At 41.5% G+C, this 16,278-nt stretch carries 12 protein-coding genes; 4 read left to right on the forward strand and 8 right to left on the reverse strand.

Annotation, left to right across the window (positions count from 1 at the left end; all coding sequences use genetic code 11):
- Positions 1 to 123 precede the first annotated feature (123 nt).
- From QTN47_RS05770 to QTN47_RS05780, 3 genes are all read right to left on the reverse strand, one after another.
- Positions 124 to 768 carry an NAD(P)-dependent oxidoreductase gene (locus QTN47_RS05770; protein WP_369328385.1) on the reverse strand — a complete coding sequence of 215 codons (645 nt, stop codon included), beginning with the start codon at positions 766 to 768 and terminating at the stop codon, positions 124 to 126.
- Positions 769 to 843: 75 nt separating this feature from the next.
- A complete protein-coding gene (locus tag QTN47_RS05775; RefSeq protein ID WP_369328386.1) occupies positions 844 to 1,689 on the reverse strand; it encodes a helix-turn-helix domain-containing protein in 846 nt (281 codons plus the stop codon).
- A 16-nt stretch (positions 1,690 to 1,705) separates the two neighbouring features.
- Positions 1,706 to 2,731, reverse strand: a complete 1,026-nt coding sequence (locus tag QTN47_RS05780; RefSeq protein WP_369328387.1) for a Smr/MutS family protein — start codon at positions 2,729 to 2,731, stop codon at positions 1,706 to 1,708.
- Between the two features lie 144 nt (positions 2,732 to 2,875).
- Here QTN47_RS05780 and QTN47_RS05785 point away from each other — a divergent pair, with 144 nt between their 5' ends.
- Together QTN47_RS05785 and guaB are read left to right on the forward strand one after the other, a co-directional pair.
- Positions 2,876 to 4,729 (forward strand): BamA/TamA family outer membrane protein, encoded by a 1,854-nt coding sequence (locus QTN47_RS05785; RefSeq protein ID WP_369328388.1) that lies wholly within the window; start codon positions 2,876 to 2,878, stop codon positions 4,727 to 4,729.
- A 145-nt stretch (positions 4,730 to 4,874) separates the two neighbouring features.
- Positions 4,875 to 6,371, forward strand: coding sequence for an IMP dehydrogenase (guaB, locus tag QTN47_RS05790; RefSeq protein ID WP_369328389.1), 1,497 nt, complete (start codon positions 4,875 to 4,877; stop codon positions 6,369 to 6,371).
- Between the two features lie 280 nt (positions 6,372 to 6,651).
- On the opposite strand, the gene QTN47_RS05795 is transcribed toward guaB, so the two are convergent.
- The 5 genes from QTN47_RS05795 to QTN47_RS05815 form a co-directional block, all read right to left on the reverse strand.
- Positions 6,652 to 7,071 (reverse strand): hypothetical protein, encoded by a 420-nt coding sequence (locus tag QTN47_RS05795; RefSeq protein WP_369328390.1) that lies wholly within the window; start codon positions 7,069 to 7,071, stop codon positions 6,652 to 6,654.
- A 368-nt stretch (positions 7,072 to 7,439) separates the two neighbouring features.
- The gene (locus QTN47_RS05800; protein WP_369328391.1) at positions 7,440 to 7,760 is read right to left on the reverse strand and encodes a helix-turn-helix domain-containing protein; all 321 of its coding nucleotides are present in this window, start codon (positions 7,758 to 7,760) and stop codon (positions 7,440 to 7,442) included.
- A gap of 2 nt (positions 7,761 to 7,762) precedes the next feature.
- Complete coding sequence (locus QTN47_RS05805) at positions 7,763 to 8,110, reverse strand: type II toxin-antitoxin system RelE/ParE family toxin (RefSeq protein WP_369328392.1); 348 nt, start codon at positions 8,108 to 8,110, stop codon at positions 7,763 to 7,765.
- A 340-nt stretch (positions 8,111 to 8,450) separates the two neighbouring features.
- On the reverse strand, positions 8,451 to 10,904 hold the full coding sequence (locus QTN47_RS05810; protein WP_369328393.1) for a TonB-dependent receptor domain-containing protein: 2,454 nt from the start codon (positions 10,902 to 10,904) through the stop codon (positions 8,451 to 8,453).
- 578 nt (positions 10,905 to 11,482) lie between these two features.
- Positions 11,483 to 12,520, reverse strand: a complete 1,038-nt coding sequence (locus QTN47_RS05815; RefSeq protein WP_369328394.1) for a LacI family DNA-binding transcriptional regulator — start codon at positions 12,518 to 12,520, stop codon at positions 11,483 to 11,485.
- Between the two features lie 2 nt (positions 12,521 to 12,522).
- Between QTN47_RS05815 and QTN47_RS05820 the strand changes: the two genes are divergently transcribed.
- Positions 12,523 to 12,651, forward strand: coding sequence for a hypothetical protein (locus QTN47_RS05820; RefSeq protein WP_369328395.1), 129 nt, complete (start codon positions 12,523 to 12,525; stop codon positions 12,649 to 12,651).
- Positions 12,652 to 13,020: 369 nt separating this feature from the next.
- Positions 13,021 to 16,275: a SusC/RagA family TonB-linked outer membrane protein gene (locus QTN47_RS05825; protein WP_369328396.1), complete on the forward strand. Its 3,255-nt coding sequence runs from the start codon at positions 13,021 to 13,023 to the stop codon at positions 16,273 to 16,275.
- The last annotated feature ends 3 nt before the right edge of the window (positions 16,276 to 16,278 follow it).

Here is a 16,278-nt window from a genome sequence, read left to right on the forward strand (position 1 = left end):
TTACAGACCGCCCTAAACAGGCTGACTTTTGCCGCCTTGGAAAAACAAAATTATAAAAACTTAACTAAATTCTTACTTGGTAATTAACACAGAATCTCAGTGGCATTCTTTTTTAGCTCATTGCTAATAGCCTACCGTAAAACGTCGCTGAATAAACTCACCTTTTTCCAGCTCGTTAAACAAAGCAACGGCCAGATCCTCTACAGAAATAGATGATTCTCCTTTCTCGTTGAAAATGGGTTCGTCATGTCCAATGCGGAATGAAGCGGTGCGTTCGCCCGGATGGAGATTGAACGGAGGACTAAGGAAGGTCCAGTCCAGGCTGCTGTCTTTCTGAATATTAGTGAGTGCATCTCTTGCACCTAACGCTCCTTGTTTCCATTCAGCCGGAAAAGCATCTGTATCAACAGCCTGCACACCGGGAGCTACAAACAAACTTCCTGCGCCACCTACTATGATGATACGTCTGATGCCTGCTTTTTTTGCAGCGTTGTTAATGGCATCAGAGCCTTTTAAAAAATCATTGTAAATATTTGGGTTTTGCCAGCCTGAATTGAAAGCGCTAACAACTACATCATATCCCTCTAACAAACCTGTGAGTTCATCTTCATTATAAACATCACCTTTAACTATCGTCAGGTGTTTATCATTCACGGCTAATTTTGACGGATCCCGCACAATGGCTGTCACATCATAATTTCTATGCAACGCTTCCTTCAGTAAATGGCTTCCTACAAAACCGGTTGCGCCTATCAGTACTATTTTCATAATGTTATTCTTTTATGCAAAGCTACCTACAGACACTGGACCGTATTGGTAGTTTTCTGCCGAAGGCTGGTACTTTTATGCAACCTTGTTCCTGTTCCTGTATTCAGAAGGCGTTAATCCCTCCCACTTGCGGAATGTCTTTGTAAAATAGGATTGATCACTAAATCCAAGTGTATAGGTTATTTCCTGTATGGATTGAGGCGTATATAACAGCAACCGCTTTGCTTCAAGCATTAGCCGGCTGTCAATAACATTGGATGAGCTTTGGCCAAATACTTCCTTACTTATTTCTCCCAATTTCCGGGGAGTAACATTCAGTGTTTTTGCATAAAAATCTACCGGTTGCTGATCATGAAAATGAGCTTCAACAAGCATAAGGAAGCGATTGAACAGCTGGTAATTTTCTTTGGATGCTTTGTTTGCCGAAGCAAAATGCTTTTCCTTTTCATCTTTCAGTAATTCTACGTAGGCTGACAGAAGGTATTTGATAAATGCAGGCTTTCTGTCAGGCTCATTGTCTGCATTAAAAATCAACTGCAGCAAGCTTCTAATTTTTTCTCTGAATTCTTCACAACGCACCGGAATATTCGAAAGAAAGAAAAATTGTGAGAAAAGGCATTCTGTATTCTCCGGCAAAAAGCTGCCGGAAAACCGCACTATGCATCCCTTAGCGCCTGCCTGCACTTTAAAAGAATGCACTTTGCCCTGTGCTACAAGTATTACTTCAGGTCCTTTAATTTCGTAATATTCTCCATCAATTTCATGAGTTGCTTTTCCTTCCTCCAGGAATATTATTTCATGAAAATTATGACGGTGAGGCGTACTGTTTTCCGGTTCTTTGTCTGTTATATTAAAAGTAAATATGCGGAACTCATTCCGCATATCTTTAACAGGTGCAATATGTTCGCCGTTTGACTTCATGCAAATCTACCATCCATTAATATTGAAAAAATATCTCGGTTGCGCCATAACCAAACCTTGGATCGTACTGGTTGATGAAGGTTTTAACCTCTTTACGCACTTTTAACAGATCATGTATTTCATCGCGCAATCTGCCACTTCCCACCCCGTGAATTACGGTTAATGAAGGCTGATGATGCGCAATGGCCAACTCGTACCATTTTTCAAACTCTTTCAGCTGCAGCGTCAATATTTCAAAATTGCTGAGATGTTTAAAATCGTTCAGCAGTTTTTCAATATGCAGGTCTATCACCGATCTTGCAGGCTCGAGATTCTGGCGGGTTCTTGCAGCATCATACAATTTGTAACCTTTAGCCACAAGCGGGGTAAGTTCTATTTTATCATCCTGAACTTTATCCGGGTATTTTGAAAACAGTTCGTAAGAAAGCGTGGGCTCGTTTCTTTTCTTCATTTCTTCAATGCGCAGGAATACCTGTTTGGCTTTCAGTTTTACAGAAGCTTCAAAAAAGTCAGCTTTTTTCTTATTCTCCTTTAATAGGGAAAACTCAAATGTAAAATGCGGATTATCGTTCAGGTCCTCAAAAGGAATATCGTGCAAATAGAAATCCTGGAAAGCCAACACCTCGTTTCTCAATTCAAAATCAGGCTCTCCAAAAAACACCTGCCGGTAAATAAACTTGTAAGCATTTTCAGTCTTATTCACGAGGTAAACCTTGAACTCCTCCACTACTTCGTCATTAAACTCATCCAGTCCGAATTTGGGCAGAAAAGAAAGCCATATGCCGTCTTCTACCTTTATTTTATTTGCAGTTGGTTTCTCCTTCGGAATATTTTCAACATAGGTTTTTACAGGCTTTTTCTCTTCAACAACCTTCTTTTTGGTAAACCTGTGAAAGTAAGGAAAGTCAATCTGATCCATATATGCGGGAAATTTTACCCCACGCACTTCAATCATGACCATTTTATCGTTAACGATCTCTATTACTTTTCCTTCTTCATTGCTGTGCAACACAATAATATCATCTCCTACCTGGTACTTCATGATAAATAATTTACTTTGCAAAAGTAGTGCAGTTAACGGTTTTATACTTCATTAAGCCCGTAATACGTTCTAATTAAAGTATTTTTAGATTGAAATTGTTGTTGTTGGAATAATTTCTGACAATGAGTAATAAAACCTGGTTTGTTGAAAATTTCTTTTACATATATCTCTAGATTCGCGCTGGTGTACCTCGTATCCTTTCTTTGTTTCAGCATAAGCCGTGCACAGGAAAAAGATACCACCAAACCTGAAAAAAAGAAAAACAACATCTTTGATTTTGCGGTAAACGCCATAACCAGAAGCACCCCGGATTCTACCACAGAACTCATTAACGCCAAAAGCGAGAAGCCCTATTTGCCTTATGAAGGAAAGATCATCAGACACATTAGAGTAAGAACTTTTGGCTTTGAAACCACTTTCCAGGATACCACGCAAAGCAGCAACTACTTCGGAACCAGAATCCTCAATCATCTGCACCGGAATTCAAGAGAATGGGTGATCCGCAATAATCTTTTTGTAAAGGAACGCACGCCGGTAAACGCGTACATGATGGCTGACAACGAAAGGTATCTGCGTTCGCTGGAGTTTATGCAGGATGCACGTATTTTAATCAGGCCAATTGAAAACAATCCTGATTCGGTAGATGTGGAAGTTGCTACAAAAGATCTTTTTAGTATAGTAGGTGAAGTAACACAATTTAGTCCTGAGCAGTTCAAGGGGCGGATTGCCGACGCGAATGTGCTTGGTATGGGCCAAAAGGTACAACTTTCGGTGCTTTGGGATCAGCTGCGCACTCCAACATTCGGTTACAATCTTTTATACAGCAAGAACAATATTGCAAACTCCTTTGTCAACGCCTCTGTTGCCTATGGAACTATAAATCCCAATCTTCAGGGAGCTGCATGGAACGAACAGGGCTGGATGGTAAGATTTGACAGGCCACTGGCTTCGCAATACCTGCATGTTGCCGGTTCCGCTGCGGTGTTGCAGGGGGAATCGTTTAACCTGTACAATATATCTGACACGCTTTTCTACAAATACAAGTACCGTACGTACGACGCATGGATCGGCTACAATATTGGCGTGAGAAAATATCTTCACAACATTAATGTAAAAGGCAGGCAGTTTGTTGCCATACGTTTTTTGAATACAAATTTTCTCGAATCGCCTGAACAGGTAAAGGGCCAGCTTATCCAAAAATTTAATACAACCAAAGCAGTGCTTGGCTCCTTTACACTTTTTCGCCAGAATTTTTTCAAAACCAATTACCTGTACGGCTTTGGTACTACGGAAGATGTGCCTTATGGCTACAATGTGGCATTTACCGGAGGCTGGTATCAACAGTCTTTTCTCAACCGTGGATATGCAGGTGTTGATGCCAACCGTTACATTGTAACCAAAAAGAAGGACATTATTCAGTATTTCGGCCGTGCCTGCACATTTATAAACCAGGGTGAATTGCAGGATGCAAGCGTAATGTTGGGTGGCAGTATGTTCAGCCGTTTGTTTGTGCGTGATAATGTTAAGCTGAGACAATACATGCGGCTTACCTATGCACAACAATTCAGCCGGATGGGTATTGATCCGCTTAGTCTGAGCAATACCTTCGGCATCAGGTATTTCAGTTCAGATTCTACATTGGGGGATCAGCGGTTAAGCCTGCATTCAGAAACATATCTCTTTTTAAAATATAAGGTTTTTGGATTCAAATTCGCGCCCTTTGTATTCGGAGATGCAGCAGTTATCACTCCCGAAAATGAAAAGTTCGCAAAATCAGGCGTATTTTATGGATTAGGCGGAGGTGTAAGAACCAGGAATGAAAACCTTGTTTTCGGAACGATGGAACTGCGTTTCATATTTTTCCCCAGAAAGGCCGAAATGGCTGATTCGTTCAAACTGGAGTTTACAACAAACCTCAATTTCCGGTATAACAGCAGCTATGTAAAAGCGCCGGATATTATTCAGCTCAACAACGATCCGAACAACAGCGTATTTTGACTATTTAACATTGTAATTAATCCGCTACATAATTGTTTTATAATGAAGGCCTAAGACAATCGCTGCCTGGGCTTTTGTGTTAGACAAATTCAAACACTTGTTTAAAAAATTTGGAGATAATCATTCCAACCCTATATCTTTGCACATGGCAACAAGAATTAGTTCCCCCAACAAAAAGTCTGACAGTTCAAGGTTTTTCGGTGAAGGTCTCACCTTCGATGACGTTCTTCTTATGCCGGCTTATAGCCAGGTTCTCCCAAAAGATGTTAATATTCAGTCACAGCTTACCAAAAGCATAACATTAAATATCCCTATGCTGTCCGCAGCTATGGATACTGTAACTGAGGCTAACCTTGCCATTGCATTGGCTCGTGAAGGCGGTCTGGGTATTCTGCATAAGAATATGAGCATTGAAAAACAGGCAGAACAGGTTCGCAAAGTAAAGAGAAGCGAAAGTGGTTTGATCATCGATCCGGTCACTTTACATGAAGACGCAACGATTGGTGATGCATTGCGCCTGATGAAAGAGAACAAGATCGGCGGTATTCCCATCATCGATAAGGGCGGCAAGCTGGTGGGTATCTTAACGAACCGTGACTTACGTTTCGAAACAGATAAAAAGCGCAAGGTAACGGAAGTAATGACCAGCGACAGACTGGTTACTGCGCCTGAAGGAACTGATCTTAAAAAGGCTGAAAAGATTCTCCACCAATACAAGATTGAAAAATTACCTGTAGTAAATAAACAAGGCCGTTTGATTGGTTTAATTACTTACAGGGACATTTTACAAGTGCGGAATAATCCCGCAGCAGTTAAGGATAGCTTTGGCCGGTTGCTGGTGGGTGGCGCTTTAGGCATAACCAAAGATGTGAATGACAGAGCGTATGCTTTGCAACAGGTAGGCGTTGATATTGTTGCGCTTGACAGTTCTCATGGTCACAGCAAAGGTGTTATTGATGCCCTGAAGACACTGAAAAAGAATTTTAAAAATCTACAGGTTATTGCGGGAAATGTAGGCACTGCTGCAGGTGCGAAAGCATTGGCTGATGCAGGCGCTGATGCGGTAAAAGTAGGTATCGGGCCAGGCTCTATTTGTACCACACGTATTGTTGCCGGTGCTGGTGTTCCGCAATTAACAGCGATTATGGAAGCTGCCGGTGCATTGAAAGCTAAAGGTATTCCGGTTATTGCTGACGGTGGTATCCGTTATACAGGTGACATGGTAAAAGCACTTTCTGCCGGAGCCAGTGTGGTGATGATGGGTAGCGTGTTTGCAGGCGTTGAAGAGAGCCCCGGAGATACGATTATATATGAAGGACGTAAGTTTAAAGAATACCGTGGTATGGGTTCTATCGGAGCCATGCAGCAAGGGAGCGGCGACCGTTACTTCCAGGAAGGTGATGATGTGAAGAAAATGGTCCCTGAAGGAATTGAAGGCCGTGTAGCTTACAAGGGTTATTTAAATGAAGTGGTATCACAGTATGTAGGTGGTTTACGTGCAGGTATGGGCTTATGCGGAGCGAAAGATCTTGCAGCTTTACAGCAGGCCACTTTCGTACAGATCACCAATGCTGGTATGCGCGAGAGCCATGCACATGACGTTGAGATCACTAAAGAAGCGCCAAACTATAGCAGGAAATAGAAAGGATGGCTGATGGCTGATCTGAGGATCGCTGATTTACGTTGATCTTTTAAAAGCGATTACTAGCCCGATCTTCAAAGATTTTTGTGATATAAAAAAAGGAAATTGAATTGAGTTTCAATTTCCTTTTTTTTTTGCAAGAAGATATTGTGCAAAGCCTCTGTGCAACTCTGTGTCGTCTCCGCGCCCCTCTGTGTAACCATTACATCCTCTTATTACCGATAAACATTCTCGCTTCAAAGCTGAAGCTGATAGCTGATAGCTAATAGCTCAAAGCTCCTTATTCCCTCTTCAAATGCACCGAAGAACTATCCTCTGGCAGATACAACTCAACAGTTGAGTCTGAGATTTCCTTTATCTGCAATGGCTTGTAAATAGAATCAGTTTGTATGTAGATAGTTTTGGCGGAAGAGTCCACGTAATATTTTCCTTTCTTCTTTGGCTGCTCCTTTGAGTAGATAACATAAGAGCTATCTGTTTTAAACTCAAGTGAGGTTTTTACAGAATCTTTTATAGGGATTGATGACAGAATTCCGGAAGACGGCTTTGTTGTGTCGACCTTGCTGCTATCCGCAATTGTAACAAATCCCCATCTGCCAATTAAAAACTTTGAATCCGGTTTATCATGAGAAAACCATTTACAGGAAATAGTAGTACCGCCCATGCATATCAATCCCCAAAAAAGTAATGCCTTATTCATGCAAAATATTTTGTTCAGAAATCACTGTCTAAAAATGATGCCCTTGTCTCCTTAAAGATAAAATTTAAAGCTGAAAGGCGAACGCGGTTAAAAGGTAAACATGCAAATTGGGAGCAAGTCAAAAGTAAAAATTCAAAAGTCAAAACGTCAACGTTGTGTTATTTGATAAACCCGCCGCTGCCGCCGCCATGGTTTGTGTCTCACTAACCATTTCCGATTGCCCTCTCATTATGTAATGTCGGTAACAAAGTCAATTTTCATATACGCACCGCACCAGTTGTGATAGTTCGCGAGACTCAAGCCACGGCAATTGGATGATTAAAGCGCGCCCCTTCGCTTCCCGTCAACGTATAACGTACAACGTTCCCTCAGTATGCAAACTTCTTATTGTTTAGTTCAATGTTGAAGCTTACCTTGGCGCCTAAAGCATCAAACACTTTCAAGATGGTGTCAAACCTTGCATTTTTTGCACCGTTCTCAATTTTTGAGATCTGAGCTTTTTGTACCCCAACGAGTTCACCTAACTGTTCCTGGGTTAAATTGAGCTCTTGTCTTGCGTGCTTAATAGCTTGTCCTAACAGGTCTATACGCAATTCTTTTTCAAAAGCCTCACGTCTCTCAGTTCCGCGTCTACCAATGTGTTTGTCGATCATTGTATTTAGCGAAACTGTTTTAAATTTATTTGGCATAGCTATTTATTTTTTGTACGGTTGTTGAAATACGCTGTCCTGATTTCTTCTGCTTTTCTAATTTCTTTAAGAGGCGTTTTTTGTGTCTTTTTTAAAATGCCGTGTGTTGCGATAACCAAAGTTTCTTTACCATCAATTTTGTCCCAAAAAGAAAAAAGTCTGTACGCTTTACCGTTGTATAGTGTCCTGAATTCCCAAATAAGGGTATTGAGTTTTTTGAAGAGTTCACTGTCACTTACAAATTGAGATTTTCTGATGTTGTAGTAAATTTTTTCTCTCGTTTTATCATCTAGTTGTTCCAAAAACTCAACTGCTTCTGGTAGTAATTCTACTTCAAATTTAGGGTTCATCAAGGATTTTTATCAAAAGTAAAGGTTTCCCAATTAGGAAACAACTATTTTGCTGCATTCAGGGTCTTATTATATAGGTTGCGCGGGTTATTGAATGGTTTGTGAGACACAAACCAAGGCGACTAAAACATGTTTTGCCTTCGCTCCAATCAACGTATAACGTAATACTTACAACGTACAACTCAAATGCTCCAAAAATACAGGCCCCGGTAAAAACCGGGGCCGCCTATAGTCACATAAGAAAAAAACTAAAAATTTTCAACGGTGTAAAAAAATGCATTTATCTGCAAACGTATTATTCAAATAAGGATGAGAGGACGCATTTTAATATGTAAGGCAACTAGTTACCTCCACCACCGCCTTTCACGCGGCTTGATTCATCATCAGATCCACCTCTCTTTCTTTGCTGCACTGCCTGACCTTTACTAAACCTGTATGTGAAGCTAATGTTAACTACCCTGTTATCCCATTGATTGTGGATCTGTACGTCAACATTCTGGTATTTGCTATAGCCTCTGAACTGTTGAATATCCAGGAAGTCCCTTACATTCAAACGCACTGTTCCTTTATTCTTCATCACGTTTTTACTTACAGCAAAACTTACCATGCCCATTGGCTTTGCAACCAGTGTTCCTTCGGTCATAGTACTTCTGAAAAAGCCGTTCAGTTCTAACGTCCAGTTTTTCTTCAGGCTGAAGGTGTTGGTCATATTGGCCATAAAGCCCAAGCCGTCTACGTCAATGTACCCATTGTTTACCGGTCCTCTGAACCTGTTGTAAACACCCTGTGCATATATATTCGTTTTATACCATTTTGTTACCGGGAAATTTGCACTAACACTTAAAGCAACGTTATCCCTGTCCGCAATATTGCTTTGCTTTACGTAAGATGTGTGTGTGCTGTCAATTTGTTCCAGTACCTCCTGTATAATGTCTTTTGTTTTGTTGTATTGTAACGATGTTGTTAAAAAGCCTTTGAACGTGTGGTTTAACTCAATGTTATGACTGAACTGTGGTTTCAGGTATGGGTTACCCACCTGGTAAGTGTATTTGTCCAGGTAATAATAGAACGGGTTCATATCCTGGTAGTCCGGTCTTTGAATGCGGCGGCCGTAACTTAAAGCCAATTGGTTCTTTTCATTCAGTTTATAGCCTATATATGCTGTAGGGAATAATTGTGTATAGTTCCTTTCAAACTCCGTGTTGGTTGTCAGCTGCTGACCTTTTGAGTTGGTGTTTTCCAGCCTCAGACCTAACTGTGCGCTCCACTTTTTGCTTAAGGGCCTGCTATAGTTAACGTATGCCGCATTTATGTTTTCTGTGTAGATAAAATGGTTTGTCCTGCGCGGGTCTTCCTGCCATTCACCTGAGGCGCCCAGTGTGTCGTAAAAAGCATTGTTATCGGTTTTTACATAACTTGTTTTAACACCTGCTTCAAACTTGGCATCATGCTTCAGTGGTTTGGTAAAATCAACTTTTGCTGTATAGATGTTAATGTTGGATGGCAAATAACCCCTTAAGATCTCATCACTCTGAATTTTAACTCCCACCTGGTTATAAAACTGGTTCTCGAACATCTGGTTAAGATTTGCCTTGTAGTTCATATAATCAAGATCAGCTGTTAATTCGGTTCCTGTTGTATCAAACGTATGACGAAGATTAAAATTGCCGCCTATATTGTTCCATTTTTCCTTAGAACTGTTATTGGCAAGGGTTGTAGCGGTCAGATTATTATTTGCGTCATAAATATTGGTAACACCGTTGGATGTAAATGATCCCGGATTTACATAGCCATTCAACACAACACCCAATGTAGTTTTCTTTGTTACAAAATAATCAACGCCCGCTTTAAACGAATGCATCTGGTAGTTGGGTGTCATTTTGGTTCTTTGCTTGTAAACAGATTCCAAAGCATTGGTACTATCATAGAACTTACGTGTCAGATCCAGATCCTGCATCCCTTTGTTCCAGTTAAAGCTGTAATTTCCAAAGATGTTCACCTTGCCGGTACGGTAATTCATGTTGATGCTGTTATTGGTTTTAGGGTTGATTCCCTTACCAGCGCCAAGCGTTACGCTTCCGTTAAAGCCTTTTACTTTATTCTTCTTTGTTTTGATATTGATCACACCTGCATTACCTGAAGCATCATATTTTGCCGGCGGATTGGTCATAATTTCAATCTGATCCAGGTTAACGCTGGGCATATTTTTAAGCAGGTTCGCCAAATCCTGCGCGCTCAGATAAGTGGGTTTTCCATCTACCAACACAAGTACACCCTGCTTGCCTTTCAGGCTGATATTGCCGTCTTTATCAACTGTAATGCCAGGTGATTTTTCCAGCACTTCCAATGCTGACAGACCAACGTTTGTAGGAGAAGCGTCCACATTCACGACTGTTCTGTCAATCTTCTGTTCGATCAATGGTCTTGATGCAGTTACTACAACAGTGCTCAGCTGCTGGCTGGATGCTTTCAACACCACATCTTTTAGGGTATAGTTAGCATTCTTTGCATCAATGTTGAAAGCTTCGCTGTAATATTTAGAAAATCCTACGGCTTCAGCAGAAACCAGGTATTTTCCGTTTTTAATCTTTTCCAGCGAAAACAGTCCCGATTTATCTGTCACTGCTATTTTGACAACGGAAGAATCCTTTGCATTCAGCAGGGAAATTGCTGCCGCTTCAACCGGTTTTTCGTTACCGGAAATTTTACCATCCACCTTACCAGATGGTGTTTGCGCAAAAGAATATATGCTTGCGGTATTTATTAAGGTTAACAGGAGTATCAATTTTTTCATGACTATAATGTTGTGGTTCGATGTGTTTTTCTAAAATACAGATCAAAACTAGGTACTATGTTTTGCATAGTACATTGGTTTGCTTTGAATGGCTGATTTTAGTGATAAACGGCGCCGGCGATTTGGAAGTTGTACGCACAACGATGGAAAAAGTTACCTGGATTTTGGCCTGGAGGGACGAGCGGTGATTGGAATGGATGAGTGGAGACTGGGATAAAAGGAGGCGAAAAACTTCATTTTTCTTGTCTGGACCAGGATTTTGGGGATTGGAGGATTGGCAGGATTTAATGTTCGTGCTGGACTTTTCCTTAAGTCATGACTCAGAAGATCCGGCACCCTCCGGAATCGGACTTAATAGATTACCAGACAGCCCATATTTCAATGAAAAACCAATATTCTTCAGACGCTTTTTTCCGTAGACCTAATTCCATTCGTACGCGCCTCATACCCCATCCCTCATTCCTATGGCGGATAGCTACTAGCTGACGGCTTTACTGACACCTGATACCTGACACCTGATGCCTGATACGTCACGCCTCACTCCTACATCGTACATCGTACATCTTACACCGTACATCTCACATTTCCCCCCTCCTACTCGACTCCCTAATATGCAACGTATTATCCAGTACAATTTTTTCAAAGGATGTTACGGGACGGCGGCTTTCGATAAGACGGATGAGGAGCTCTGTTGCAGTTTGTCCCATTTCATATGCTGGCTGTGAAATGGTGGACAGCGGCGGATCGAAAATATCTGCACTGATGGAATTGGTAAATCCGATAATAGCTATTTGCTGTGGTATTTTAATGTGCTTACTTTTCAGCAGGCTGAATACGGATGTGCTTAGTCTGTCCGATGCAGTAAAAATAGCATCCGGCATCTTTGTCATAGAAAGTAATTGTTGCAAGGCAGCAGATATTTCTGATTGCAACATGCCTCCATGATCGCAATACTTAATACAGGCTTCGTCGAGCGGATATCCATAGTCCTTTAATGCCTTCACATAACCTTCAAGTCTTTCGAATGTAATCGAGAGTGTGTTAGCACTCGTGATGTGTGCAATCCGTTTGTATCCTTGTTGGATCAGATGCCGTGTTGCATTGTAGGCTCCTAGAAAATTATTGCTGGTAACCTTATGTGTGTTTATTGTGTTTGCAACGCGATCGAAGAAAACCATGGGCAGGCCGCTATCATGCAGTTTTTTAAAATGATCCTGTTTCTTTGTTTCAGCAGAAAGCGAGATGATCAGGCCATCAATAGATCTTGCTGCAAAGTTTTGAACTGCCAGTACTTCGCGATCGTAGCTTTCATGTGTTTGTGAAATCACCACATTGTATTCTTTTTTATGCGCAACGGATTCTACACCATTAATTACCTGCGAGAAAAAATTGTTGTCAATATTTGTCACCACCACACCAATTGATTTACTTTTTCCTTTTCGCAAGCCCTGTGCAATGGGATTGGGTTTGTAATTCATCTTTCTCGCATAACTGTGTACCTGTTTTTTTGTTTCTTCACTAATCTCATGGCTGCCCCGTAAAGCTTTGGAAACACTGGAGATGGAAAGATTGAGTGCCTTCGCAATATCCTTGATGGTTACGGCTTCAAATTTCATGAATGAAGGAGTTAAAGGTTTGGGTAATTAAGAATGCCGGCGCTGTTCCTGGCAACATCATCATAGCAAAAGCAAGCACAGTTTTGGCAAATGTAATGAGCATAGTTGCTGCAATCAAAAAATCATCATAACTACAACGATTTCGCAAATAAAAAGCATAAAACAAGAAGAACTTTAACGATGTCTTTGTAACCTTGCCCTACGATTGAAGCAGAAGCCCACCCTTGCCGATTGCATGTTATGAACAGATAGTACCTGAGGATGCTTCTTCAATTCACACGAATCAAACAACAAAAATTATAACCCTTATCGTAATAGCTATTCCGGGTTGGTTGTGTTTTATATTCTTTCATCTCAACAATCATTGCTTATGATATAAGCCCATCTTTTATCGCATCAATAATCAAAAGGATTGTCGTTGCCCCTAACATTCCATCAATAAGGCTGGAACGGCTATTCTTTGCACTTTCCTGACCATTTGTAAACCAAAAACGAAAACAATGAAACAACAGTCGTTTTTAAAGAAAGTACTACTTACGGCATTTTCGGCATGCATTTGTTGCATTGCTATGGCCCAATCAATTTCCGGAAAGGTTATTGATCAAAATAACACGCCACTTGCAGGCGCGTCCGTTGAAGTAAAAAATACCACGCGGGGTACAGCCACAGATGAGCATGGCGAATTCACGATTAATGCGTCACATGGTAACATACTTGTGTTTTCCCTGATCGGATATAAAACTCGCCACATAGCGGTTACGCAAGACAATATCGTCGTAAAGCTGGAACACGCAACAATAGATAGTAGCCTTAGTGATGTAGTGGTGGTAGGCTATGCCACGCAGAAAAAGGTAAACATGACAGGCTCTGTTGCACAGATCACATCTAAACAAATTGAAAACAGGCCTACAACGAATATATCCTCTTCACTGGCCGGACTTGCGCCTGGTGTTTCTGTTTACCAGGGCTCAGGCAAACCCGGTAGTGATGGTGCTACCATTCGCATACGAGGCACCGGCACTTTGCCTAGAAGCGATCAAACTATTCCATCCAGTCCATTAATCATTGTTGACGGAATCATCAGCACAATGGATGCAGTTAACCCTAATGATGTTGCCAGCATTTCTATATTAAGAGATGCAGCATCTGCCGCCATCTATGGCTCACAGGGCGCGAATGGCGTGGTGCTTATTACAACAAAAAAAGGCAACAAGAATAAAACGACAGTTACGTATAACGGATTGTTCTCTATCGCACAACCAAGTAACATTATCAGGCCTGTAACTGATTATATACGAAACATGAAACTGATCAACGAAGGCTACATCAATCTTGGTCAATCTCCGGTATTCCCCGAATCTGTTATGCAAACATGGACTGATGCAGCAAAAGATCCGTACGGGAAAACTGAATCCGGGTATCCCAACTACGTTGTTTATCCCAACACTGACTGGGTCAGCACCATCTTTGAAAAAAATGTTGTTCAGAATCACAACATCTCCGTGTCAGGCGGAAACGACAAAGTCACTTACCTCTTATCTGGCGGCTATTTAAACAATCAAGGAATTATGCGCCATACCGGAGCTGAACGCTACCAGTTGCGTGCAAACGTAGAATCAAAGATCACCGATTTTTTATCGATAGGCACGCAAACATATGGCTTAATGCAATCGCTTGGAAAAGCCAATACTGATAACGCATTTAACTTTCTGCGGGCGACAACGCCCGGACTTTATCCTTATTATGACGGCTTTTATGGACTGCCTTCCGCCACACAGGAATCTCTAAATGCAAATAATATACTTACCTACCTGGACGGCACAGGTGGCAGCGATCTTACAACAAGATTTAATACAACATGGTATGGCATTTTAAAATTGGCAAACGGACTAACGCTAGAGCCCAGGTTTAACTATCAAAATAAAACGCAGGAAATCAAGTCGTATCCGAATGTTCTTTACAGGCGAAATTTTGCCTCTACTGTACCTCCTGACATGTCGATCAATACAAGCACCATGACGACCCAGAATAATTTCAACAAAGAATATAGCACAACGCTGGAAGCTGTGTTGCGATATACCACTCAAATAGGCGATCATGCGATCGGCGCTCTAGCCGGGTACAATCAGTACTATTATGATTATTACTTTACCAACACAAGCAAAAAAGGCCTCATAGATCCTACCATAACAACACCTGCATCCGCATCGGTTCCGGAGACGATTGATGGCAATGAAAACGACCGCTCAACAGTGTCATGGTTTGGCCGTGTTACCTACAATTATAAACAACGTTATCTTTTTGAAGTGAACCTCCGGAGAGATGCCTCGTCCCGCTTTGGATCCAATTATCGCTGGGGAACATTTCCGTCTCTTTCTGCCGGATGGCGAATTTCCGAAGAAAACTTTTTTGAACGCTTTAAAGAGTCAATTTCCAATTTAAAGCTGCGCGCATCCTGGGGTAAACTTGGCAGCAGCAATCTTGGCGATTACGACTGGCAGGCCTTGTACAGCAAAGTAAATTATTCATTCAACAACCTTGTATGGCCGGCGTTGGCTCAGACCAAGATACCCAATCCAAATTTGCGTTGGGAAGCTTCTACGCTGACCGATATTGCATTGGAAGCAGCTTTTTTGAAGAGCCGCCTGAACGTTGAAATAGGCTATTACAACAAGCTTACAACCAATATACTTACCGTTCCCACCATTTCAATGACGATGGGCACAAAGACAGCACCTACGGCCAACACAGCAAGTTTGCTCAACCGTGGCGTTGAAGCGATGATCAATTGGAGAGATAAAGCTGGTCAGGTAAGTTATTCTATTGGAGGCAACTTCTCATATAACTATAACACAATCAAATCCTATCTCGGCCCTTTGGTAGAAGGCTGGACAACAGACGCAACAGGCAAGCAGGTTTATACATCCAACATCGGCAGCGTGTACAATAACGGAGCAGTTGAAGGCCATATGATCAATGAGCTACTGGTGCAGCAATTATATCGCGGAAGTGGCAGTCATAAAAACAGCGATGGATCTGTTAATGCCAACGGTGGTCCAGGAGACGGCATGATCCGCACACCTGATGATCTTCAATGGGTTAAGGATATGATGGCTGCGGGTTATAAATTTCAACCGTCAAATACAATAGGCAAAGGACAACTTTACTACGGCGACTTTATTTACGCAGACAATAACAAGGATAGTACTTATGGCAATTCATACGATAGAAAATGGTTGGGCAAATCAGCCACACCCAAGTTCAATTTTGGATTGAATTTGAGTGCTTCATGGAAAGGATTCGACTTATCTATGTTATGGGCCGGAAGCGCAGGCATGTCCTATCGATGGAATACCCAGGGCTTCAACAGCTCAATTGTTCAAAACGGGTATTCAGTTAGCGATTTTGCAGCAAACAACCACTACTATTATAACGATGCCAATCCAAATGATCCGGCTAATAATATCAGCGGCAAATATCCGAGGCTGAAAAACACCAGCGATCCGATAAATACCATTGCCAACGATTTTTATGTTTATGATGCGTCCTATATAAAGTTGAAGAATCTGCAGTTCGGCTATACGCTTCCCGCTGCATTGATTAGAAAAGCATACATGAGTAATGTTCGTGCTTACATATCTGCTGAAAACCTTTTAATCATCACATCATATCCCGGTATGGATCCGGAGATTGGCGCGGATGTAAATTATCCGACAATGAAACAGTTTGCATTTGGCCTTAATGTAACATTCTGATCA

The organism is Danxiaibacter flavus, from assembly GCF_041060425.1.
GTDB classification, from domain to species: domain Bacteria; phylum Bacteroidota; class Bacteroidia; order Chitinophagales; family Chitinophagaceae; genus Danxiaibacter; species Danxiaibacter flavus.

What these genes read in the sequence shown, in the direction of transcription:
- QTN47_RS05770 (WP_369328385.1), bottom strand. Translation starts at nt 768, where the DNA reads ATGAAAATAGTACTGATAGGCGCAACCGGTTTTGTAGGAAGCCATTTA.
- QTN47_RS05775 (WP_369328386.1), bottom strand. Translation starts at nt 1,689, where the DNA reads ATGAAGTCAAACGGCGAACATATTGCACCTGTTAAAGATATGCGGAAT.
- QTN47_RS05780 (WP_369328387.1), bottom strand. Translation starts at nt 2,731, where the DNA reads ATGAAGTACCAGGTAGGAGATGATATTATTGTGTTGCACAGCAATGAA.
- guaB (WP_369328389.1), top strand. Translation starts at nt 4,875, where the DNA reads ATGGCAACAAGAATTAGTTCCCCCAACAAAAAGTCTGACAGTTCAAGG.
- QTN47_RS05795 (WP_369328390.1), bottom strand. Translation starts at nt 7,071, where the DNA reads ATGAATAAGGCATTACTTTTTTGGGGATTGATATGCATGGGCGGTACT.
- QTN47_RS05800 (WP_369328391.1), bottom strand. Translation starts at nt 7,760, where the DNA reads ATGCCAAATAAATTTAAAACAGTTTCGCTAAATACAATGATCGACAAA.
- QTN47_RS05805 (WP_369328392.1), bottom strand. Translation starts at nt 8,110, where the DNA reads ATGAACCCTAAATTTGAAGTAGAATTACTACCAGAAGCAGTTGAGTTT.
- QTN47_RS05810 (WP_369328393.1), bottom strand. Translation starts at nt 10,904, where the DNA reads ATGAAAAAATTGATACTCCTGTTAACCTTAATAAATACCGCAAGCATA.
- QTN47_RS05815 (WP_369328394.1), bottom strand. Translation starts at nt 12,520, where the DNA reads ATGAAATTTGAAGCCGTAACCATCAAGGATATTGCGAAGGCACTCAAT.
- QTN47_RS05820 (WP_369328395.1), top strand. Translation starts at nt 12,523, where the DNA reads ATGAAGGAGTTAAAGGTTTGGGTAATTAAGAATGCCGGCGCTGTTCCT.
- QTN47_RS05825 (WP_369328396.1), top strand. Translation starts at nt 13,021, where the DNA reads ATGAAACAACAGTCGTTTTTAAAGAAAGTACTACTTACGGCATTTTCG.